Raw genomic sequence first — 21275 nt, forward strand, 5'->3', positions numbered from 1 at the left:
CGACAGGCGGAAATCCTTACGGAACCGGGACTTTTGGCCGCCGGCAGCCTAGCTTTGATCCCCGCGTAGCGGTGCAGTAGAGAACTCCCGCATTCCGTCCTCGAAACCATGCCTCGGGAACCAGCCCAGCTCGGCCCGGGCCCGTGCCGAGCTGGCGGTGATATGTCGGACGTCGCCTAGCCGGAATTCGCCTGTGACCACCGGCTGGGGGCCCCCGGCAAAAGAACTCAGGACCGCCGCCACCTGCCCTACGGTGTGGACCTCGGAGGCGCCGATGTTGTATGCCCTCAGGCTGCCCGAGGCAACCCGGCCTCCCGCCAATGCGTCAATGGACAACAGATTTGCCTCAGCAGCATCTCCTACATGGATGAAACTCCGGCGCTGCCCGCCATCCTCGAACACTCGCACTGCCTCCCTGCGGGCCAGTGCAGAGCGGAACAGGCTGGCCACGCCCGCGTAGGGGGTGTTTTTGGGCATCCGGGGACCGTAGACGTTGTGGTACCGGAGGGCGATGGCGGAGCCTCCGGTTGAGCGCGCCCACGCGGAAGCGAGGTTCTCCTGCGCCAATTTTGAGGCTGCATAGACGTTCCGCGGATCCATGGCCGCGTCTTCGCTGACCAGAGCGGGCAACAGCAGCTCGCCGGTGGCAGGGTCGCGGGGGTCAAAGATTCCGTGCTCCAGATCCTCCACCCGGCGCGGGCCGGGGCGCACCGGCCTGCCTGCTGAATCGGTGTAGGCGCCTTCACCGTAGACCACCATGGAGGAAGCCAGGACAAGCTTGCCGATGCCGGAGGCCGCCATGCCTGCCAGGAGCACAGCCGTGGCCAGGTCATTGTTTCGGACGTAGTCCGGAGCGTCGAAGAAGTCCACGCCAAGGCCCACTTTGGCGCCCTGGTGAACGACGACGTCGACTCCCGCGAGCGCCTCTGCCACCGCGGCCGGTTCTCCGACGTCGCCCACGAACAGGGGCACTCCGGGAAGTCCAGGCGGCCGAACCGGGTGCACTGCCGGATCCAATGAATCCAGGACCCGGACCTCCCAGCCGCGGGCCACGGCGGCTTCGACGACATGGCTGCCTATGAAACCGGCACCGCCGGTGACCAGAATCCTCACGGCACTTTTCGTCCCGCGCGGGGGCGGACAGGGCTGGCGGCGCCCATCACGGTGGCCACCGCCGTAGCCGGCATGAGCGCCATCCGCCATATTCCGTCGTCGTCCGCTGGCTCAGCGCCGGTCAGCCCCGCGGACACTGTCCGCACTGCGTCCGACAACACCGCGAAGATCCGTGGCTGCGCGGCTGCCAGGCGGCCCAGCACCAGTTCCGCCGTCACTGGCTCGGAGCCGTCGTGCCCCGTGTCGGCGTCGGTAATGAAGGCCAGCGCCGCGAAGTGCATGTTCAACTCCGCCGCGAGCATCGGCTCCGGGTACTGGGTCATGCTGATCAAATGCGCGCCGGACTGAACCAGTGCCGCGGACTCGGCCTTGGTGGAGAAGCGCGGACCATTGATGACGGCCACGGTGCCCGACGCGGCGAAGTCTTCCCCTTGGCGCTCCAGGGCGGCGATGAGTGCCGCGCGCAATGGGACGCTGTAGGGCTCGGCAGCGGGCAGGTGCTGCACCCCGGTGGGCAGCGAGCCGTCGTAGAACGTGTCCGCCCGGCCCCAGGTTTTGTCCACGACCTGGTCCGGTACGGCAAAAGTGCCGGTTCCGTGGCTGGAAATCAGTCCGCCCACGGCCGCGGAGGACACAACAGCCTCCACGCCGAGGCTCTTGAGGGCCCAGAGGTTTGCGCGGTAGTTGATCTGCTGCGGGGCAACGCTGTGCCCCCGGCCGTGCCGGCTCAAGAATGCGACCACCGGCCCGCCGTCGTCGCCGGGGCCGTCCGGTGCGGCGAGCCGGGCGACCGTCACGGGACTGGAGGGAGGCCCGAACGGCGTCGGGATGTCCAGCGTGTCGAGCACGACGGCCCCGGGCAGCTTGTACAGGCCGGTGCCGCCAATGATCCCGATCCGGGGACGGGGTTCCAAGGGGGGTTCTGCGTGGGGTTCGGGCAGCGTTGACATGACCCCATCATGCCAACGCCGGCGTCCGGCGTCGCGGGTGGAATCCTTACGTGTCCGGAACGGGGCTGCCGGGACAGTCGGATGTTACCTTAGCGCTCGCGGTCGATCTGTAGATAGCTGAGTCCGCTTACATCGAGCCAGTACCGCGTGGGAGTCTCCACGAGGCGGAGCAGCACGCCCTCGCAGGACGCGCAGCGGACAACGATGCCCGGAGCGTCCACATACACCTTCGTCTCCCCGAAGACGCGGACCGCGCCGCAGTGCTTGCACTGTCCGATCGCTGCGACGATATCGAAGCGGAACAGTTCCCACAGCGGTCCTGCCACTGCGTTTCCGTCCAGATGCGGTATTGCGTTGCCTGGGATTCCGGCGATGTCCTGATCCTCGAAGCCCGGATCTTTAGTGCCCGGGGAATCGGAGCCGTTGTTGCCACTCACCGGGTTCCTCCCGTTCCGCCGAAGCGTTCGGTCTTGATCGAGGCAGCCGGATATCCCGCCTGCACGAGCCATTCCGCGACCGTTTCCACGAAGACCGTCTGGCCACATATGAAGATGTCCGGGACGGCGTCCGTCGGCAGGATGTTGGCCAGCAGGGTTTCTGCCGTGAGCCGTTGCGGAGTATTCGGCCAACCCTCCGGCGCCTTGCGTGTGTACACGTAGTCGATAGTGAGCTTGCGGGATTCCTGGCCCAAGGTTTGGAGTTCTTCCCGATAAAACCCTGCTTCGGGTGACTTGAGCGAATACAGCAGCCGGAACTGCGCCGGATTTTCCGATGCATGGTGTGCTCGGATCATGGACATGAGCGGTACGATGCCGGATCCTCCGGCAATCAACTGAACGGGGTTTGTGTCCGTTGGTTTCCAGACGAACCAGCCACCGACTGGTCCTCGGATCTCCAACTGGTCTCCGACCGCCAGTTCCCTGACCAGATAGGGGGAGACTTCGCCGTTGGCCAATTCGTCAACCGTGATCTCCAAGGTTTCGTCCATGTCTGCCCTGGACACGGAGTACGAGCGCACGGCCGTGTAACCGTCGTCGGCCGTGAGGCGAATGTCGATGTGCTGTCCGGCGAGGTTGCCGTTCAAGCCGTTCACCCGCAGGCCGATGGTTCGCGCGGTTTCCGTTTCGGGCATGCTGCTGACGACGTCGGCCACTCGCCATAGCGTGCTCATCCGGCGCACCTCATGAGTAGCGCTCCTCCCGCCACGGATCGCCGTGGATGTGGTACCCGTTGGACTCCCAGAAACCAGGAACGTCATCCTGCGTCAACTCGATGCCATTGATCCACTTTGCGCTCTTCCAAAAGTACAAATGCGGGACCAGGAGGCGGGCAGGTCCGCCATGGGCACGTTCAAGTGGCTCACCGTCGAATTCCCAAGCCACCCACGCCCTGCCGCCAAGAAGGTCCGGGAGCGGGACGTTGGTGGTGTATCCCCCGTAGGAGTGGGCCATCGTGAACCTGCAGTTTGTTTCCACGTCCTCAAACAGAGTGTCCAGGGACACCCCGCGCCACGTGGTGCCCAGCTTGGACCAGCTGGTCACGCAGTGGATATCCGTATGGATGTCCATCTGGGGCAATGCCATGAATGCGTCCCAGGACCACGCGTGACGCTGCCCTGACTCGGTGCTGATGAAGAATTCCCACTCGTCAGTCGGGATCCGGGGAGCGGGGCCGGCGGTAAGGACCGGGAAGCTGGCGGTCTCGTATTGGCCCGGTGGCAACGCTGGATTGCCGGTCTGCCGTCTTCCGTGAAATCCAGACGAGATGATGCCCATCATGTACCTCCGATGCGGAGTCTCGAGCCGACTGTGCTCGGTTCCCCAACGATAGGGCAACGGCCGGGCAGGGTCCAGACACTACGGCAAAGCCCAAAGGGAACGACGGCGTCACCAACCGCCGCGCGTGGGCGTATGTCCCTTTCGGGCATCGTCGGGCATCGCCATTTCGGCCCGCAGGCCCAGGAGCCGGATCGGACGTCCCGCTTCGATTCCCGCTGCGAGGTCCAAGGCCCGCGCGAGGATTTCGTTCCGGTCGAATGTCTCCGGAATCTTCTTCCCCTGGGTCGTGGTCAAGAACGGCGCGTACCGGACCTTCAGGGTCAGCCCAATGACGGGCCGTCCTTCGGCCACGACATCCTCAAGGACGTGCGCTGCCAGCTCCCTCACGGCGTCCTCCACTTGGGTCGGGTCCGTCAGATCCTGCTGGAAGGTGGTCTCGCGGCTATGTCCTCGGGCAACCCACGGTGTGTCGTCCACAATGCTGGCGCCGTCGCCTCGTCCGAGCTGCGCGTACCACGGACCCATCCTGGGGCCGAACTCCGGGACCAGGTCCTGGGGATTGGAGGCGGCAAGTTCGGCGACCGTGTTGATGCCGAGTTTGGCTAGCCGGGCCGACACCCTGGTGCCGACGCCCCACAGATCCTTGGTGGGCCGGCTGCCCATGACGTCGAGCCAGTTCCCTGCGGTGAGGCGGAAGACTCCGGCCGGCTTTCCGAACCCAGTGGCCACCTTGGCCCGGACCAAGGTGTCGCCGATGCCCACGCTGCAATGCAGTTGCGTTCGCACCAGGACGGCCGCCTGCACTTGCCGGGCGTAGGCTTCCGGATCCTCCGCCTCGACGCCGACAAAGGCTTCATCCCAACCCAGCACCTGAACGGTGGCACCTGGCTGCGAGCGCAGGGTAGCCATCACCATTTCAGACGCCTCGAGGTAAGCCTCGTGATCGACGGGCAGGATTACGGCGTCGGGCACTTTCCGGGCTGCAATGCGCAAGGGCATTCCGGAACCCACACCGAACGCCCTGGCCTCGTATGACGCGGTCGACACCACGGCCCGTTCCGTGGGGTCGCCCCGACCGCCGACAATGATCGGCTTGCCCGCAAGTTCCGGCCGTCGGAGCACTTCGACCGCTGCGATGAACTGGTCGAGATCAACGTGCAGCACCCACGGGATTCCGCTCACACGCCACCAGCTGTCATGTCTGCGCGCGCTCCGCCTCGATGTCGACGCCTGTGACCACATCGCCCGCGCGCTCATAGACGAGCCAGATCGCGCCCTTCGGGAAGGCTTGAGGTGGCTGGGCGAGCGTGAAGGCGGCGGGAACCGTACCCTCCCGGAAGATCCGCTTGCCTGCGCCGAAAGTCACCGGGTACAGCCAGAGATTCAGCCGGTCGACGAGGTCCTCGGCGAGGAGGGTCTGAAAGAGGCCGCCGCTGCCGATGACGTGGGTCTCGTCGTGGCGCTCGCGGATCCCGCGGACCTCGGTTGCGACATCCGTCAGCACCGTCGTCCCGGCCCAAGAGGGGTCAGTGATTGTGTGTGATGCGACATATTTCGGCACGGTGTTGAACCGGGCCGCGATCGGGTCGGCGGCGGGTGCGGTGGGCCAGAAACCAGCGAAGATGTCGTACGTCTTCCGCCCAAGCAGAAGCGCGTCGAGGCGTTCAATGCCCGCGCCTATCGCCTCGCCGGACTCCTTGTCGAAGTATGGTGCCTGCCAGCCGCCGAACTCGAAGCCGCCCTCGCGATCTTCATCGGGCCCGCCTGGAGCCTGATAGACACCGTCGAGGGTACTGAACAAGTCGACCACGATGATTCCCACAGGCCCCATTTTTCGGCGCGCGCTGCGAGAAGGCAAGAGCTTGTACGAAACCTAGCTATTCGCTGGGTCCCGCTCGTCGAACAGGCGCGTCAGGCAATCGGCATAATGGGTCATTGCGTCCGCGAAATTGAGAAGTTGGACTCCGCCGTGGGTGGCCTCTGCCCTATCGGTGCTAGCTTCGTCGGCGTGGCAGAGGAGTGGCTCGCAACTCGTTCCGTTCGCGGTGAGCCTTGCGATTCCCCAAGGATGGCTCGGGTCGGTGACTGCTATACCTGCTGCGTCGAAGGTGTCGCGGAGGACGTACCTTGTGACTGTCCTCCATGACTGCAGGAACTGTGGCTGCAGTTGTTCAATGAGTTCGTCGTCGTTGCTGCGGTAAGCGCGTCCTAGGTCCATGGAAAGCTCGTCCCACTCCTGGGCGTCGCGGACCATGAGGTGTCCGGCCCGCAACCGGGCTATGGTTTCGTTCAACGTCATGGTCAGTCCCCAAACTTCCTGTCGTATCTGTTCCTGCCTACGAAGCAGGTCATCAAGGGGAAGAACGGACGGGAACCCGGCATGATTCCCACGCCGGCAGCAATCCACGATCATGGGACCACGTCGATCGGTATTTCCAAGACTCGGTCGCTCTCGATCCACGTGCTCCGGGTGCCGAACTGCCTGCTCAGCCTTTGCATCCGCTCGGCGATTTTCCCCGCGCTCCGGCTCGCCAGCCGGGTTTGCAGGCGGGCGATGTTCGTCGGATGCAAGCGCAACGTGCTGGGTACGTTTCCATCTGTTTCCAGGAGGAAGACGAACGACTGATCGTTGCGTTCATCCGGGTCAACCGCGTAATCATCCACAAAGTCGCCGGCGCTGTAGACAATGGGCCGGCCCCTGTAGATTTCGATGCCGCGGAATATGTGGGCCGAATGGCCGAACACGACGTCGGAACCCGCGTCTATCAGCGCCCGGGCCAGGCTCTGGTGCGCGGACGGGACCTTGGACCCCCAATTGGCGCCCCAGTGTGCCGAAACGACCAGCAGCTGGCTGTGGTCTTTCGTCCGACGGACCATGTCCAGCAAATCCTTCACCCGGCGGTCACCGGAGTCGACCGGGACATAGTAGGTTCCTGGAGCTCGGGCGGTTGCTTCCCAGCCCGGTTCATTGTCGGTGAAGGCAATAAATCCGACCGCAGTGGGTCCTGCCCGCCGGACCGCCGGGCTGCGGGCAGATTCCAGGTCGATCCCTGCCCCCGCATGCAGGATCCCGTTCGCGTCGAGTGTCGGCAGCATTTCCAAGAGCGCATCGACTCCGTAGTCGAGTACATGGTTGTTGGCCAGCGAGACCACGTCGATCCCCGCCGAGCGCAGGCTCTCCACGTTCCTTGCATCCGAGCGGAAGTGGTACATCTTGCCGGCCGCAGGCGTTCCGTCGTCCGCGAGAACGCATTCCAGATTCGCGAATCGGATGTCAGCCTGCCGGAGGACCGGGAGGGTATCGCCCCAAGGGTAGTCGGCAGCAGCCACCTTGAGCTCGTCGTTGACCAGCCGACCGAGCATGACATCTCCGAGGAGGGCTATCCGCATTCTCCACCTCCAACGTCGCAGGCCTTTGGTATCAGGATGGGCCGCTTCGCCGCCTGGTGCCAGTCAACCGACGGACGCGAAAACCGGCGTCGAACCCCAAGGAGTGCCGCTTGAGCCGTTCTTCACGGAAAGGCCTCGCGTGGTCCGGATTCGTGGGGGATAGTTGGATCAGGAGGCCGCCCCGCGTGTATTGCTTGCTGCTTTCCGGTCTGGACGTGGAGCGCGGCGGCTTTGATGGGAATGTCGCGACGATGGGGATTTTTCAGGACAGGGCTGATGCAGGACGGCAGTTGGGGCTGCGGCTGGCGCATCTGCGTGGTCAGGAGGCAGTCATCCTAGGGGTGCCACGCGGCGGGGTTCCGGTGGCCTTTGAGGTTGCAGCGGCCTTGGATGCGCCGCTGGACGTGATCGTTGTGCGGAAGCTGGGAGTCCCGTCCCAGCCCGAACTCGCGATGGGCGCCATCGGGGAGGACGGCACATATGCGCTCGAGCGGAGCGTCCTCGCAGCCACAAGGGTCAAACAGGAAGAACTGCGGGCTGTTGAGCGGCGGGAGCGGGCCATCCTCGAGGACCGGGTGGCCAGGTTTCGCGCCGGCCGGGGCCGCGTTGACTTGAAAGGCCGCATCGCCGTCGTCGTCGATGACGGGATCGCTACGGGGTCAACCGCCAGGGTGGCATGCCGGATTGCACGGAACTTGGGGGCCGCCAAGGTGGTACTGGCCGTTCCTGTCGCCTCGTCCGACGTCCTCGCGGGACTGACGGAACCGGACGACGTGGTGTGCCTTGCCACGCCGCCGCGGCTTACGGCTGTCGGCTACCACTACCGTGATTTCTCGCCGACGGGCGACGACGAGGTGGTGTGGCTGCTCGCCGCCGCTGCCAAGCGCCTGCAAAATGCCTCTTCAACCGTGGAAGACCGCGGCCTTGACGAGGAGGTCCATATTCCCGCTGACGGGTTGTGGCTTCAAGGACACTTTCATTTGTCCGGATCAGCTGCCGGAGTTGTGGTGTTCGCTCATGGAAGCGGCAGCGGCCGCCACAGCCCGAGAAATAGATTTGTCGCCACAACGCTTCAGCGGGCTGGCCTGGGGACCTTGCTGCTTGACCTGCTCAGCCCAGGGGAGGAGCTCAATCGTGCCAATGTGTTCAACATCGAACTGCTTGCGCGCAGGTTGATCGCGGCAACGGGATGGCTTAGCGGGAGGCCGGACACGGCCTCATGCAGCGTGGGATACTTCGGCGCGAGTACCGGTGCCGGCGCCGCATTGTGGGCGGCGGCCGAGCTCGGGGAGAAGATCAGCGCAGTCGTCTCGAGGGGAGGCCGTCCGGACCTGGCGGGTGCGAGGCTTGCCATGGTGCGGGCCCCGACGCTCTTGATTGTCGGGAGTGCGGATCACCGGGTGCTCGAACTCAACCGCCGGGCGCAAGCCGTGATGGGCTGCCCCAACCGCCTCGAGCTTGTCCCGGGGGCCACCCATCTCTTCGAAGAACCCGGAACATTGGAGGCGGCGGCGATTCTCGCCAGGGATTGGCTTGTTCAGTACCTGCCGTAAGGCCGGACAGTGGTCCCTTGAACCTCTGTTCGCTCCAGGGCTAGCATTGCCGCCACGGGACCCGGCTGTCCTTGGCCGAGGCCCAGGGGGAAACCGACGTCGATCATATTCGAGGAGACGGGCATGGGCGAGACAATGGCGGATGCGTCATCAGCGAACCTGATGGTCGACTTGATCATATCCTTGGACGGGTATGCCTCAGCCGAGGGATGGCCCGGCTGGTGGGGTCTGGAGGCTCCGGAATACCTGGCGTGGCTCGGGCAGGAGGGGGAGAAGGGTTATACCTTCCTTCTCGGGGCGAAGACCTACCGGCTTATGTCCAGGATGTCAGAGGAAGCCGCAGCCGAGGACTCGGGATTCTCCGAGGATGAGGGTGCCGCCCTGACCGGCCTTGCCGCCGTGCCAAAGGTCGTCTTCTCCTCCACGCTGCAGGCTCCCTTGACGTGGCCGAACTCGCAGCTGGTCACCGGGGACGCGATCGAGGCCGTGGCGGAGATGAAACGGACCCGGACCGGGCCCCTGAGCACTCTCGGGAGCCTGAGCCTGTGCCGGTCGTTGCTGACTGCTGGCCTCGTGGACAGGTTCCGGGTGGTCCTTTTCCCGGTGATCACGGGCAGCACCGGTCGGGAGCGGATTTACGACGGCTATCCGGATGTCTCGCTCGAGATGGTGGAAAGCAGGACCTTCGATGGTCGGCTCCAACTGCTCGAGTACGTCCCCACCGTGCTCAGCGGTCCGCCGGGCAGCGGTCCGGCGTGAGCCGATCCGAAGGGAAACGGCCGTGAACTCGACGATTTTGGTGACGGGTGGAACCGGCACGCTAGGGCCGCTGGTGGCTTCGCGCCTACGGGGCGGGGGCTACTCCGTGCGCGTGGCGGGACGCCATGCCCCTCCACCGGAGCAGGACATCGAATTCGCGCAGTGTGACCTCGACACCGGCGACGGCATCGAAGCCGCCTTGAGCGGTGTCCGGACCGTGGTGCATTGCGCGGGCACCCAGAAGGGCGACGGCGACAAGGCGCGCCGCCTCGTCGCCGCGGCTTCCCGAGCGGACGTGACGCACCTTGTGTTCATCTCGGTCGTGGGGGCCGACACGATCCCGGTCAAGAGTAGGTTCGACCGTGCGGCTTTCGGCTACTTCGCGTCCAAACGGGATGCGGAGGAGGTCGTGGCCGGGTCCGGGATCCCGTTCAGTACCCTCCGCGCCACGCAGTTCTTCGAGTTGTCGCTCTTGACCGTGCGGGCCATGGCCAAGCTTCCGGTCATTCCGGTGCCGAAGGGCTTCCGGTTCCAACCGGTGGACGCTGGCGAGGTCGCGGACCGGCTCGTCGAGCTCGCTCTCGCTCAGCCCGCTGGCCTTGTGCCCGATCTCGCCGGTCCGGTCTGCTACCCGATGGGTGAGCTCATCCGCTCCTATCTCGCCGCAGCCGGTCTGCGGCGCCTACTCGTCCCCGTTCATATGCCGGGGCATGCCGCCAAGGCAATCCGAGCGGGCGCCAACCTGTCCGAGGACAGGGCCGTCGGGCGCAGAACCTGGGAGGAGTTCCTCACCGAGCAGGTTTCCACGGCTGTCCGGAGGTGACCCCACTGGTGCGGGCTCAACGTCCCACGTCGTCAGCGACCGGGGGTTGCGCGGCGTGCCTGGCCCGCGCCGCCGGTTCAACTAAGTCCACGGCGTAGGGTTTGGTGGCCGAGCGCTGCAACGGAAGGCGCAAGCGCACCTGATAAGAGCCATTCCGGAACTTGGCGCGGGGATCCATCTGGATAACCAGGAGTGGCTCTTGGCGGGATGCGTCCACCCTCAGCAGCATTCCGTGCCGGCGACCATCAACGAGCAGTGGGGTCGCAGGCTCCACCGCGGTCTGCTTGAGGACTTCCTGATATTTCGGACCCGCCGCCAAGAACAGGATTCCATGGGAGAACCCGACTACTCGCAACGGGATTGCCGTGTCAGGCTGCCGGTCGGGCCCGGGGCTTCTTTCGTGTTCCTTCGCAAAGGATTCCGTCACTGACTTTAGCGATCGATCGCACTCCTGGCACCTGGCCCGCGTCCCGACGTCGGCCAAAAGGGTCACAAGCAGCCCCCTGGGGGCGGTGCTCCATTTGTCGGAAACGATGTGGCACCACGCCGGGTGGTACTCCTCCCCGTACTTCATGACATAAACCTGATCTTCGCCGAGGAGGGGCTTGCCCTCCCGCCTGGCGGCCGGCTCGACGGGTCTAAGAGCGCCGAGGCCTTTGGCATCTGAGCGGCCTGCGTGGCTGCGCTTGAGGTATGTGCGGATCCATGGATTGAGTGGACGTTTTGGGCTAGGAATTGCGGGGCCTTCCTGTGCGGAGGGAGTATGTTCGTCCCTCATTACCCCCTACCTAGCTTGATGGCTTTTCGAGCAAGTCGCCAGTCCGGCTGCCGTAGTCCGTCATCGTCCGCCCCTTGACTTTTCCCCTAGGGGAAGGTGCAAAGGTGGAGCGCAGGGCGGCCTCCAGCCGGTGTGGCAGCTAACCGCTGGGGTGGGGGAGTAGCCCGGGCCATTCAATAAGGGGAAAAGCATGGCAAAAAACAAGGAGGTCACTGACGCGTCTTTCGACGCCGACGTGCTGAAGTCAGCCAAGCCCGTCGTCGTCGAATTCTGGGCGGATTGGTCTGGACCTTGCTCTAGGCTTTCCCCCGTCCTGGAACAGCTCGCGGTCGAATACGCCGACAAAATCGAGGTTGTAAAAATCAATGTCGATGAGAATCCCGAAACCGCGGGTGCCTTCGGCATCAGCTCAGTCCCGTCGGTGTCCTTGTTCAAGGACGGCAAACGAAGAATCTCCGTGATCGGCGTCGGCGCGATGCGGTACTTCGAAATGGAATTCGCTGAGTACTTACGCTGACTCTTCTTCACCCCATGAGCGCCGTCCCCTACAGTGGGAGTTCAATGGGGAAGACGAGGTGCATGGTGCGAATCGGTGAAGCCGCCCAAGCGGCGGGTATGACGAGCAAGGCCTTGAGATTCTATGAAGAGCACGGGCTGCTGCCGGCTGCGAAGCGCACCGCCAACGGATATCGCGATTACACAGGCGAAGCCATCAACAGGCTCGACTTCATTCGTCGCGGGCGCGCCGCGGGACTGGCCCTTGCACAGATCCGCGAAATCCTGATTCTGCGCGACGCAGGCCGTGCGCCTTGCACCCATGTGCGCGACCTTCTGGCCGGCCAGCTGGCCGACCTCGACGCGCAGATCGCCGAACTCGTCGCACTGCGCACCACCGTCGCTGAATACCACGCCATCGCCGCAGCCGCGGACCCGGAAGCGTGCGACGCCGAACGGATCTGCAGCTACCTCTGAAATGGGGTCAGCCGCCTCCCTGATTGGACACATGTTCGTGAGTGAGTGAAGTGAAGCGATTCGTCGTAGCCCTGATGGCGGTGGTCCTGTGGTTGTCCGGGTGCGCCAGTCCGGGCACTGGGCATTCCGGCGTTGTCACCGGCTTTGTCCTGACCGCCCCGGTGTGTCCCGTCGAACGTGTCGGTCAGGAGTGTCCGCCGCGCCCCGTCCCAGGGGCGGCGGTTGTCGCCTTGGACGGGGAAGCTGTCCGGGGCTCGACGCTGACCGATGGCACCGGCGCCTTCCATCTAACGCTGCCTGACGGCAATTACGTCATCAAAGCGAGCAACGTCGGCGGTTACGAGTCGACGGCTACCGAGGCGGTGGTGATCTCGGAGACTCCTGTCCACATCACGCTGGTTGTTGACAGCGGGATTCGCTAATCCGTATTACTCGGCGGACGGTCGTTTTCGTTGTTGTTTCGTCGCCGACCGGTGCTCCTTTGTGACCCGGTGCCGACGTTTCGAGCTCCGGGTGGGTTTGCTCGCCCGGCGGGCAGCGGCTTCGGGAGCAAGCGCCTCCGCTACGAGGCGGGAGAGTTTGGCCAAGGCGATCTCGCGATTGCGTAACTGGGACCGCTGCTCGGAGGCGGTCACCGTGATGACCCCGGCGATGAGGCGTGGTCCAAGACGCGTGAACAGCATCAGCCGTTGGTCGTCGGAAAGCGCCGCGGAGTCGGCGGCATTCCATGACAGTTCGACGCGGCTGTCCGAGGTATTGACATGTTGACCGCCTGGCCCTGACGAGCGGGAGAACCGCCAGCCGAGTTCCGACGCCGGAATCGTGAGCCCGGGCGACACTTCGAGATCCATGCTGCAAGCGTTTCACGTTATGGGCAGGAACGAAGCCCCGCCCTGCGCTCCTCAGCTCCCGGATGCCTTCGCAGCCTTGATGGCGGCCTTGGCAGCTTGCTTGTTCGCCCGCACTTTTCTGAGCGACTCCGGATCCACGATGTCGGCCACAGAGACAAATGCGTTCTCCTGGCCGTAGGCGCCGGCAGCCTCACGCCAGCCTTGTGCCTGGAGTCCGCGCTGCTTGCCGAGCAGTGCCAGGAAGATTTTTGCCTTTTGCTCTCCGAAGCCGGGCAATTCCTTCAACCTACGGAGCACTTCCTGGCCGTCGGGATCGTCCCGGGTCCAGATGGCAGTTGCGTCCCCATTCCAATCGCGCTGAACGACTGCGGCCAGATCCTGGACGCGGCCGGCCATGGAGCCGGGGAAACGGTGGACAGACGGACGCTCCTTGAACACCTCAACGAAGCTTGCCGTGTCATATTCGGCTATTGCGGCAGGGGACATGGACCCGATGCGCGCGCGGATCTTTTCGGGTCCGGCAAACGCAGACTCCATGGTCACCTGTTGGTCGAGCAGCATGCCGATGAGAAGCGCGAACGCATCATCGCTGAGCAGTTGGTCGGCGGCGGGGTCGCCGGTAATGTGCAGTTCCATGCGCCCATCCTCCCACCTGCTTTGATTCGCGTCATGGTGGATGAGGCCCGCAAGCTCAGCAGCCCAAGGGCGCGCTGGCCCGGCCAGCTCAGCAGCCCGGTTCGGTCCCCGTCTGTTAGCTCCCCGGCAATTCGCGCCGCTCGAGCGTCTGCCCATAGGGAACGTCGCGGCTGATGGCGACGGTGTACCTCGTGTATCCGTGCTGGGTGACGAGGATGCCGTGACGGCGGTCCTTGACGGCGTGTTCGCGGGCGATTTCGACGGCGGTGTTCAGGTCGTTTTCGATGGTGTCAGGGTCGTGGGCGGTGATTTCCAGGACGACGTCCGAGTGGCGCTTGATCATCGTGGTCTCTTTCTCGGCGGGAAGTACCGGGGTCTCAGCGGTCACGGGCTTCCGGGGCCGGGGGCACCCGGGGAGGCGGAAGGCGGTGATTCGAGAGGGGTTGCCCGGCATTCTGTGATGGGGCGGTGGCTGGCCGAAGAGTCCGGCGGCCTTGATCGGCGGAAGCATCTTCCTGCGGATCTGTAGCCAGTTTGGATGATCGGCGGCCCGGACACAAGGTGAATTGCCGAAAAAGTTGGCCGTGTCGCCAAAATACATTCGGCGATGCATTCACGTGGGAGCGGGTGTCTGGCTGTCCTAGGACCGGGAGGGCCACGCGCCGGAGCCGGTTTCTGCCCTAGTGTCGATTCGGAACGGCCGATCTATATCGAGGGAGTACCGATGAGAATCGCAGTGACGGGTGGAAGCGGAAAACTGGGCCGGCATGTGGTGCGCCGGCTCAGCGGGGACGGGCACCAGGTGTTGAACCTGGACCGTGCGGGCGAAAGGAGCCCGGGTCTGGCGATCGTTGACCTGCGTGACTATGGTCAGGTGCTGGATGTGTTCCTGGGGCTGGACGACCGGCATAGCGGCTTCGATGCCGTGGTGCATCTGGGGGCCATTCCCGCACCCGGAATCGTCCCGGATGCCGCGACGTTCGAGAACAATATGCTGTCGACGTACAACGTGTTCCAAGCGGCCCGACGGGCCGGCATCAAGAAGGTTGTCTACGCCTCAAGTGAGACGGTGCTGGGCCTGCCGTTCGACGTCGACCCTCCCTATATCCCCGTGGATGAGGAGTACCCGGCCCGGCCGGAAAGCACCTACTCGCTGGTGAAGCATTTGGAAGAGCAGATGGCCATCGAGTTCACGCGTTGGGACCCCGAGCTGAGCATCGTGGGGCTGCGGTTCTCCAACGTCATGGACGTGTCGGATTACGAACAGTTTCCGTCCTTCGACTCCGACGCCAGGCTGCGCAAGTGGAACCTGTGGGGTTACATCGATGGACGCGACGGCGCGCAGGCTGTGGCGCGGGCCCTTGAAAACGGCAAGCCCGGGTTCGAAGCATTCATCATCGCAAACGCGGATACGGTCATGAGCCGGTCCAGTGCCAGCCTGGCTGCGGAGGTATTCCCCGGCGTCAAGGTGATCAAGGAATTGGGAGAGCACGAGACCATGCTCTCCATCGACAAGGCCAGGCGATTGCTGGGCTTCGACCCCGAATACACGTGGCGCAGCTACCACCCGAACCGTACTACCCCCACCGAGGATTGAGGAACATCATGCAATACCGCACTTTGGGCAACAGCGGCGCCGTGGTTTCGAACTACGCGCTGGGAACCATGACATTCGGGGCCGAGTCCACCGAGGAAACGTCCCGCGCCATCCTGGACAGCTACGTTGCTGCCGGCGGCAACTTCATTGACACCGCCGATGTTTACAGCGCGGGGGTATCGGAGGAGATCATCGGCCGCTGGCTGGCCGAACGGCCCGATGCGCGGGACCGCGTAGTGCTGGCCACGAAGGGCCGCTTCCCCATGGGCGCGGCTCCGAACGACGTCGGCACCTCCCGACGCCACCTCACGCGGGCGTTGGACGATTCGCTGCGCCGCTTGGGAGTGGAGCAGATCGACCTGTACCAAATGCACGCGTGGGACCCCATTACGCCTTTGGAGGAGACGCTGCGCTTCCTGCACGACTCCGTCAGCAGCGGCAAGATCGGCTACTACGGGTTTTCCAACTTCCTGGGGTGGCAGTTGACCAAAGCTGTCCACATTGCCAAGGCGTTTGGCTGGAGCGCGCCGGTGACCCTGCAGCCGCAGTACAGCCTGCTGGTCCGTGAGATTGAATCGGAGATCGTTCCGGCTTCCCTGGACGCTGGAATCGGGCTGCTGCCGTGGTCTCCCCTGGGTGGCGGTTGGCTCTCCGGCAAGTACAAGCGCGACGTGCCGCCCACGGGTGCCACCCGCCTGGGTGAGAACCCGGAACGCGGGATGGAGGCGTGGCAGGCCCGCAACGATGATCCCCGCACGTGGGACGTCATCGGAACGGTGGAAAAGATCGCAGCGGATCATGGCGTCAGTGCCTCCCAGGTTGCACTCGCGTGGTTGGCGGACCGGCCCGCCGTGACCTCCGTGATCCTCGGCGCCCGCACCACGGAACAGCTGGCGGACAACCTCGCCGCGGCCGACCTGGAACTCAGCCCCGAGGAAACCGGGCGGCTCACCGAGGCCAGCCAACCGCGCGTCGGCGTCTATCCGTACGGTCCGATGGCGGAGAACCAGCGCAGCCGGAAGATCGAGGGCGGCCGGTAACTCCGGGCGCCGGGTCCGACGCCATACTGCAGGGCCCGAGGTCCATTGCCCACGAGGCAGGACAGGCGTTGAATGTGGCTTATGGTCGACTGGGTTCTGATTTCCAATCTCGGCACCGCTCTCGGCACGACTGTTCTCGCCGTCGCGACCTTCATTTCGACGCGCTCGGCGAACCGGTCGGCGCGGCTCGCGGAGCGCGCGCTCCTGAATGGATTGCGGCCTATCCTGCTGCCCTCGAACTGGTCTGACGCCCCGCAGAAAGTGCGGTTCATGGAAGGCAAGTGGATGGTAGTGCGCGGTGGCCATGCCACGCTCGAGATCAGCGACAACACTGTGTACCTGTTGATGTCTGTCCGAAATGCCGGTGCGGGAGTGGCGGTCCTGCACGGCTGGCACCTGCCACCGGACGCCAGGGCTCCGCTGGCGCCCGTGGAGGAGTTCCACCGGCTGACCCGGGACATCTACGTGCCGGCCAACGACGCCGGATTCTGCCAGGTCGCGATCCGGGACCCGGAGTCTGCCGACTTCCGCAACGCCACAGCGGGAGCGGCCGGCGAAGGCTTCACCGTTGATGTCCTCTACGGAGACGCTGAAGGCTCGCAGCGCGTCGTCTCCCGTTTCTTCATCACACCAGGACCCGGCGGCGCCGGCCACGAAGACGACGTCGACTGGCTGCTGATGGTCTCGCGCCACTGGAACCTGGACTTGCCGGCACCGCGCGGCTGAGCCCGGACCCCGCCGTCCGTCCTGGATTTCGCGGATACGACGCCGGCCGCGGTCCGGGTGGCCCTAGCCTGCTTCGCTTTGGATCCGGTCCTTCACGCTTTGGGGCATGGTCGAGCACGCATCGTTGTCGGAGCGCTGGTCGGCATGGCTGTCGGCAGTATCGGTGATGCCGACCGTCGCAACGGCCCCCTGCCAGCCGCCCAGGCCAACGAGCTGCCGGGGGACCCAGACGTTCGCGGCGCCGTTCACGAGGTTCCACACGGCAGGGTTGACACCTGCGCCGAGGTAGATGCCTCCGTTGGGGTCCCGCTTGACGAGATCCGGCAATGGAAGGACGCCCATCAGCTGGGCCGACTGGTAATCGGACATGTTCCACGGCGGCGTTCCGAAGTAGTACCAGCTGGCGGCGCAGACGCCGTAGAGATGGGGGCCGAACTGGGCATAGTTCAGGTAGAGCTCCAAGGTGCGTTGGGGGCTCAACGTGTAGCTGAACTGGGTCGCCAGGACGGCTTCGATTCCCTTGCGGACGGCGTTCTGGTCGTCCCAGAGGAAGATGTTCTTGACCAGCTGCTGGGGGATGGTGGAACCGCTGGGGTCGGGCTTTCCCTGGAAATACGCTTGTGCCCTCGCCTGGAGGTCGCCAAGATCGAAGGCCCCGCTGCGTGTTCCGAGCTGTTCGTCTTCATGGGCGATGGTCGCGGCCAGCAGGTGGCGGCTCATGTGGTTGATCGAGACGAACTGGTAGACGTTGGGCTCGCCCGCCTCCAGCATGTAGGCGGTGCGCGGCGGGGTCACGCCCATGCTGAACATGAAGGCGATGATTTGGACCAGAACCAGCGGGGTGATCAGCGCCAGGAGGAGCTTGCGCCGCCACTTCCGCTTGGATCGCTTAGCATTCTTACCGCCTGAGGGAAACGGCGGCTGGGCCTGATCCGGCTCTTGCGGCTCCAAGGGGACTGGCAACGGGTAGCTGACGACCCTGGCCCGGGCAGGATCGGGGCGGCCCGCTGAAGGAGGTCTTCCGGGCTGCGGACGCCGAGGCGGGGTCGGTGGTGTTGGAGTTTCCATCGGTCTGCCTTTGCTTCTCGTCCCGCGCAGTTACCCCCGGAAGGGGGAGAGGATGGCACGAAAGTCTACCGGGCCTTGCTGGTTGTTCCGTTCAGCAAAGTAGCCGGGGTCCCGATCCCTTAGGGTGCAGGAGAAGATTGTAAGTACACTTACCGAAGTCATCACGAGCGAATATCGGAGCGGCAATGACTTCTGCACGGACCTTTGAATCGATCGTCATTATTTTCAATCCCAACAGCACGGGGGATGCACGCAGGCTGGCCGAGGGTCTCCACAACGAGCTGGAGGATCTTCTCAGCTACCCGGTGGACATCAGGCTCCAGCCGACCGGCCACGCCGGCCATGCAGTCGAGCTGGCACGGGACGCTGTCAGCGGTGGCGGGCACGTGCTGGTTGTGTCAGTCAGTGGTGACGGCGGCTACAACGAGGTTGTCAACGGCGTGATGCAAGGTGGCAATCCCAGGGCCGTGTGCGCGGTGCTGGGGGCGGGGAATGCCAATGATCACCGGCGGACCACCGGCACCAAGCCGCTGGGAGAAGCAATCGCCGCGGGCAGGGTGCGAAGCATTGACTTGCTCCGGGTGCACACGGGCAAGGGATCGGACTTGCCCGGGGAGTACGCGCACTCCTATGTCGGCTTCGGGCTGACGCCGGTGGTGGCTATGGACTTGGAAAAGGGCGGCAAGGGAGCCCTGAAGGAAATGGTCTCCGTGATGCGCACCTTCTCAAAGTTCGAGCCCTTCGAGATACAACAGGCCGACGGCAAGCGCCGCAGCTTCGACAGTCTCGTGCTCGCCAATATTCCGGAGATGGCGAAGTACGCGACGCTCAGCGACGCCGACGACAAGCTCTCTGACGGAAAATTCGAAGTGATCGCCTTTGCCCACAAGCCAAAGTGGAGGGTCCTCTTGACGGCGCTGCGGGCCGCTACGAAGGGCCTGGGGGACCAGCCCAGCGTGAGTAGCTACTCGTTCACCACCGTCAAGCCCCTGGCATATCAGATCGACGGCGAAGTGAAATCCGTTGATGCCGAGACCCAGGTCAGGATTGAGTGTGCCCCAGCGGCCCTCTCCACCCTGGGATAGGGAAGCGCGGGACCTTGCCTGCCAGTAAGCATGCTGATTAACTCAGAGGCGAAGCGCCACACTGGCGCTGCCTTCGCTTGCAAAGGAGATGCGCCATGGGAATTCTTGCTTTTCTTCTTCTCGGCCTGATTGCGGGCGCCATCGCAAAGGCCATTCTTCCTGGAAGACAGGGCGGCGGCTTGCTGCTTACTCTTCTCCTGGGGGTCGTCGGGGCATTTCTTGGTGGTTGGATCGGTTCCCTCGCCTTCGGGGGCGGACTCGGAAACTTCTTCGATCTCAGGACCTGGCTGCTGTCCATCCTGGGAGCCGTCATCGTGTTGCTGATCTTCGGCCTATTCAGAGGACGTCGAAGCAGAGTCTAGGCGTGGATGGCTCGTAGATGGTCAGGCCTTCGCCGGCACAGGATCGTTCGGGTGTGGATTCAGTGGCGTGATCTCCGCGGTCATCCACACGTGCAACGGGAGCGAGGCAAGGATTTCCTTGAGATCGGCTTCAGTGTCGGCGCTTCAGAGGCCGAGAGTGCGCCACTCGCCCGGCTCTGTGGGCGGCCGCCACAATCGCAGGAGGTGGCCCATCTGCGCGAGTTTGTTGCGTGATCTAGTCCCGCGAGGCATCTTTTCCGGGTCGAGTTAGATGCGGCCCGGGAGGCGATCGGTGACTTCCTGGACGATCCACAGATTGCCGTCGGGGTCTTCGAAAGAGCAGAAGGACCCGTAACTGGTGCGTTCGGGGTCGACGCCGGGCTGCCGCGCCTCAACCGGGAACGGGGGACCGTGCCAGATGTCAGTCACCTCGATGTCACGCCCGACGAGTTCGTGGTGGGCAGCTTCAATGTCGGAAACGACGAGTGTGTTCACGGCTGAGCCCGGCTTGGCCGGGTTGAGACCAAGGCCGAAGTCGACCGAGGTTCCCGAGCCCGGCGGGGTGAACTGGACAATGCGCAACCCTTCCATGGGGGCGGCGTCTTCGTCGAGGCGCCAACCCAGTTGTGCGTAAAACTTCTTGGATCGGTCCGGGTCCGATACCGCGATGACCTGGACCTCGAGCTTCATCGGGATGCCTGCACTCATGGCTAACTGTCGCTTTCTGTGTTTGTTGGTCTCCGGGCGGGTGCCCCTTCTCTGAGTCAACCCGAGTGCACGGCCGCGGTCCACGACTTGTATCCGAACACTGGTAGGCCCCGCCTCCCACCGGTCATCGCGGCGTACAATCGATCTCGTGGAACTGCGGCAGCTCACCTACTTCGTCGTTGTCGCCGAGGAGCTGCATTTCGGTCGAGCCGCGGAGCGGCTTCACATTGCCGGGCCGTCGCTCTCTCAGCAAATCATCAACCTCGAGCGCGAGCTTGGGACGAGTCTGCTCATCCGCGATCGCAGGCATGTCGAGTTGACGCCCGCCGGCAGCGAGTTCCTGACTGATGCCCGCGAGGTCTTGGCCGCTGCCGCACGAGCGTTCGATCGGGCTCGCAACGGCGACCGACAGTTGCCGCTGCGGCTGGGCTATGTCAGTTGGCTTCCCCCAGGGATCGCGACAACGCCCACCCTTCGGGTCCGTATCGACGAGTGGGTCCTGCCATCCCATACCCAAGCGGCACGGGTGGCCGAAGGCAGCCTCGACCTCGCCATCGCGTGGATTGAGAACGCCGACGTCGTGCGGCAGAACCTGGTGGCCGAGCTCCTAAAGTACGAGCGACTGCAGGCGGTCATGCCAGGCACCCACCACGCGACCCGTCACGACAGCGTGCCAGCAGCCGAGCTCACGGTTCTCGTCGATGTTGACGAAGCGTCCTGGGACTCGTGGAACCGCTATGCGTTGGCCTTCGCTAAGGCCAGCGGGGCGTCCGTCACACACATCGACGACGGTGGCATTACCGGCCCGGCATTCTTCGAGCATGTGGCTCGTTTGAAGCGGCCGGTGCTGCAGTCGCCCAAGCGCCATGCGGCGCCGATGCCGCCCACGTTGACCCGCCGGCCTGTCACGTCCCCGGTACCGCTGTGGGCATGGGATCTGCTGCACCGCGCGGATGACACGCGGCCTATCGTCGCGGGCGCGATCCGAACGTTGATCGACGGTGCCTCGGCGGCTGGGTGGCGAATCCCCCCGACCGAAACCCACTGGCCCCCAAGCACTGAAAAGCAATCGTGAAGCGTTCCGCA

Annotated in this window: 27 protein-coding genes and 1 pseudogene; 12 read left to right on the plus strand and 16 right to left on the minus strand. The window is 64.4% G+C overall.

What is annotated here, in order from left to right; genetic code table 11:
• Positions 1-48: 48 nt before the first annotated feature.
• From ACFVTG_RS00100 to ACFVTG_RS00140, 9 genes are all read right to left on the minus strand, one after another.
• Positions 49-1113 carry an NAD-dependent epimerase/dehydratase family protein gene (locus ACFVTG_RS00100; RefSeq protein ID WP_390277036.1) on the minus strand — a complete coding sequence of 355 codons (1065 nt, stop codon included), beginning with the start codon at positions 1111-1113 and terminating at the stop codon, positions 49-51.
• Positions 1110-2063, minus strand: a complete 954-nt coding sequence (locus ACFVTG_RS00105) for an MTAP family purine nucleoside phosphorylase (RefSeq protein WP_390277038.1) — start codon at positions 2061-2063, stop codon at positions 1110-1112. The genes ACFVTG_RS00100 and ACFVTG_RS00105 overlap by 4 nt, the downstream gene beginning before the upstream one ends.
• A gap of 89 nt (positions 2064-2152) precedes the next feature.
• Positions 2153-2500, minus strand: coding sequence for a DUF6510 family protein (locus ACFVTG_RS00110; protein WP_284752348.1), 348 nt, complete (start codon positions 2498-2500; stop codon positions 2153-2155).
• Positions 2497-3234: an FAD-binding oxidoreductase gene (locus tag ACFVTG_RS00115; RefSeq protein WP_390277042.1), complete on the minus strand. Its 738-nt coding sequence runs from the start codon at positions 3232-3234 to the stop codon at positions 2497-2499. The genes ACFVTG_RS00110 and ACFVTG_RS00115 overlap by 4 nt, the downstream gene beginning before the upstream one ends.
• Positions 3235-3244: 10 nt before the next feature.
• Positions 3245-3838: a sulfite oxidase-like oxidoreductase gene (locus tag ACFVTG_RS00120; RefSeq protein ID WP_390277906.1), complete on the minus strand. Its 594-nt coding sequence runs from the start codon at positions 3836-3838 to the stop codon at positions 3245-3247.
• Between the two features lie 111 nt (positions 3839-3949).
• Entirely contained in the window at positions 3950-5005 is a 1056-nt protein-coding gene (locus tag ACFVTG_RS00125; RefSeq protein ID WP_284752372.1) for a DNA polymerase IV, read from the minus strand.
• A gap of 31 nt (positions 5006-5036) precedes the next feature.
• Complete coding sequence (locus ACFVTG_RS00130; RefSeq protein ID WP_390277044.1) at positions 5037-5663, minus strand: dihydrofolate reductase family protein; 627 nt, start codon at positions 5661-5663, stop codon at positions 5037-5039.
• Positions 5664-5714: 51 nt separating this feature from the next.
• Positions 5715-6140: a hypothetical protein gene (locus ACFVTG_RS00135; RefSeq protein WP_284752345.1), complete on the minus strand. Its 426-nt coding sequence runs from the start codon at positions 6138-6140 to the stop codon at positions 5715-5717.
• Positions 6141-6250: 110 nt separating this feature from the next.
• A complete protein-coding gene (locus ACFVTG_RS00140) occupies positions 6251-7231 on the minus strand; it encodes a CapA family protein (RefSeq protein WP_390277046.1) in 981 nt (326 codons plus the stop codon).
• A 110-nt stretch (positions 7232-7341) separates the two neighbouring features.
• Here ACFVTG_RS00140 and ACFVTG_RS00145 point away from each other — a divergent pair, with 110 nt between their 5' ends.
• The 3 genes from ACFVTG_RS00145 to ACFVTG_RS00155 all read left to right on the plus strand — a co-directional run bounded on the left by ACFVTG_RS00145 (position 7342) and on the right by ACFVTG_RS00155 (position 10366).
• A complete protein-coding gene (locus ACFVTG_RS00145; RefSeq protein ID WP_390277049.1) occupies positions 7342-8784 on the plus strand; it encodes a phosphoribosyltransferase family protein in 1443 nt (480 codons plus the stop codon).
• Positions 8785-8907: 123 nt separating this feature from the next.
• Positions 8908-9543, plus strand: a complete 636-nt coding sequence (locus ACFVTG_RS00150; RefSeq protein ID WP_284752342.1) for a dihydrofolate reductase family protein — start codon at positions 8908-8910, stop codon at positions 9541-9543.
• A 22-nt stretch (positions 9544-9565) separates the two neighbouring features.
• Positions 9566-10366 (plus strand): SDR family oxidoreductase, encoded by an 801-nt coding sequence (locus ACFVTG_RS00155; protein ID WP_390277051.1) that lies wholly within the window; start codon positions 9566-9568, stop codon positions 10364-10366.
• A gap of 16 nt (positions 10367-10382) precedes the next feature.
• Here ACFVTG_RS00155 and ACFVTG_RS00160 read toward each other — a convergent pair whose 3' ends face one another.
• Positions 10383-10940, minus strand: a complete 558-nt coding sequence (locus ACFVTG_RS00160; protein WP_284752340.1) for a hypothetical protein — start codon at positions 10938-10940, stop codon at positions 10383-10385.
• 394 nt (positions 10941-11334) lie between these two features.
• Here ACFVTG_RS00160 and trxA point away from each other — a divergent pair, with 394 nt between their 5' ends.
• The 3 genes from trxA to ACFVTG_RS00175 all read left to right on the plus strand — a co-directional run bounded on the left by trxA (position 11335) and on the right by ACFVTG_RS00175 (position 12538).
• The gene (gene trxA / locus ACFVTG_RS00165) at positions 11335-11661 is read left to right on the plus strand and encodes a thioredoxin (RefSeq protein WP_390277053.1); all 327 of its coding nucleotides are present in this window, start codon (positions 11335-11337) and stop codon (positions 11659-11661) included.
• A gap of 65 nt (positions 11662-11726) precedes the next feature.
• Positions 11727-12116 (plus strand): heavy metal-responsive transcriptional regulator, encoded by a 390-nt coding sequence (locus tag ACFVTG_RS00170; RefSeq protein WP_284752371.1) that lies wholly within the window; start codon positions 11727-11729, stop codon positions 12114-12116.
• 41 nt (positions 12117-12157) lie between these two features.
• Positions 12158-12538, plus strand: coding sequence for a carboxypeptidase-like regulatory domain-containing protein (locus ACFVTG_RS00175; RefSeq protein ID WP_390277055.1), 381 nt, complete (start codon positions 12158-12160; stop codon positions 12536-12538).
• 6 nt (positions 12539-12544) lie between these two features.
• On the opposite strand, the gene arfB is transcribed toward ACFVTG_RS00175, so the two are convergent.
• From arfB to ACFVTG_RS00190, 3 genes are all read right to left on the minus strand, one after another.
• On the minus strand, positions 12545-12967 hold the full coding sequence (arfB, locus tag ACFVTG_RS00180) for an alternative ribosome rescue aminoacyl-tRNA hydrolase ArfB (RefSeq protein WP_390277057.1): 423 nt from the start codon (positions 12965-12967) through the stop codon (positions 12545-12547).
• 51 nt (positions 12968-13018) lie between these two features.
• Positions 13019-13603: an HhH-GPD-type base excision DNA repair protein gene (locus tag ACFVTG_RS00185; protein WP_390277059.1), complete on the minus strand. Its 585-nt coding sequence runs from the start codon at positions 13601-13603 to the stop codon at positions 13019-13021.
• Positions 13604-13718: 115 nt separating this feature from the next.
• Entirely contained in the window at positions 13719-13991 is a 273-nt protein-coding gene (locus tag ACFVTG_RS00190) for a hypothetical protein (RefSeq protein WP_284752335.1), read from the minus strand.
• Between the two features lie 336 nt (positions 13992-14327).
• Here ACFVTG_RS00190 and ACFVTG_RS00195 point away from each other — a divergent pair, with 336 nt between their 5' ends.
• The 3 genes from ACFVTG_RS00195 to ACFVTG_RS00205 all read left to right on the plus strand — a co-directional run bounded on the left by ACFVTG_RS00195 (position 14328) and on the right by ACFVTG_RS00205 (position 16966).
• Entirely contained in the window at positions 14328-15200 is an 873-nt protein-coding gene (locus ACFVTG_RS00195) for an NAD-dependent epimerase/dehydratase family protein (RefSeq protein ID WP_390277061.1), read from the plus strand.
• An 8-nt stretch (positions 15201-15208) separates the two neighbouring features.
• Positions 15209-16240 (plus strand): aldo/keto reductase, encoded by a 1032-nt coding sequence (locus ACFVTG_RS00200; RefSeq protein WP_390277063.1) that lies wholly within the window; start codon positions 15209-15211, stop codon positions 16238-16240.
• An 81-nt stretch (positions 16241-16321) separates the two neighbouring features.
• Positions 16322-16966, plus strand: a complete 645-nt coding sequence (locus tag ACFVTG_RS00205; RefSeq protein ID WP_284752332.1) for a hypothetical protein — start codon at positions 16322-16324, stop codon at positions 16964-16966.
• A 63-nt stretch (positions 16967-17029) separates the two neighbouring features.
• Here the strand turns inward: ACFVTG_RS00205 and ACFVTG_RS00210 are convergent, their stop codons facing one another.
• A complete protein-coding gene (locus ACFVTG_RS00210; RefSeq protein WP_390277065.1) occupies positions 17030-18034 on the minus strand; it encodes a transglycosylase domain-containing protein in 1005 nt (334 codons plus the stop codon).
• Positions 18035-18219: 185 nt separating this feature from the next.
• On the opposite strand from ACFVTG_RS00210, the gene ACFVTG_RS00215 reads away from it, so the two are divergent.
• Together ACFVTG_RS00215 and ACFVTG_RS00220 are read left to right on the plus strand one after the other, a co-directional pair.
• Positions 18220-19119 carry a diacylglycerol/lipid kinase family protein gene (locus tag ACFVTG_RS00215; RefSeq protein WP_390277067.1) on the plus strand — a complete coding sequence of 300 codons (900 nt, stop codon included), beginning with the start codon at positions 18220-18222 and terminating at the stop codon, positions 19117-19119.
• Between the two features lie 95 nt (positions 19120-19214).
• Positions 19215-19481 carry a GlsB/YeaQ/YmgE family stress response membrane protein gene (locus ACFVTG_RS00220; protein WP_284752329.1) on the plus strand — a complete coding sequence of 89 codons (267 nt, stop codon included), beginning with the start codon at positions 19215-19217 and terminating at the stop codon, positions 19479-19481.
• 21 nt (positions 19482-19502) lie between these two features.
• Here ACFVTG_RS00220 and ACFVTG_RS00225 read toward each other — a convergent pair.
• Together ACFVTG_RS00225 and ACFVTG_RS00230 are read right to left on the minus strand one after the other, a co-directional pair.
• Positions 19503-19610 (minus strand): annotated as a pseudogene (locus ACFVTG_RS00225) (muconolactone Delta-isomerase family protein); the annotation flags it as partial.
• A gap of 138 nt (positions 19611-19748) precedes the next feature.
• Entirely contained in the window at positions 19749-20189 is a 441-nt protein-coding gene (locus tag ACFVTG_RS00230) for a VOC family protein (RefSeq protein ID WP_284752328.1), read from the minus strand.
• A gap of 148 nt (positions 20190-20337) precedes the next feature.
• Here ACFVTG_RS00230 and ACFVTG_RS00235 point away from each other — a divergent pair, with 148 nt between their 5' ends.
• Positions 20338-21264 carry a LysR family transcriptional regulator gene (locus ACFVTG_RS00235; protein ID WP_390277069.1) on the plus strand — a complete coding sequence of 309 codons (927 nt, stop codon included), beginning with the start codon at positions 20338-20340 and terminating at the stop codon, positions 21262-21264.
• Positions 21265-21275: the final 11 nt, after the last annotated feature.

Origin of the sequence: Arthrobacter sp. NPDC058127, assembly GCF_042884555.1 — a bacterium.
Taxonomy (GTDB): domain Bacteria; phylum Actinomycetota; class Actinomycetes; order Actinomycetales; family Micrococcaceae; genus Arthrobacter.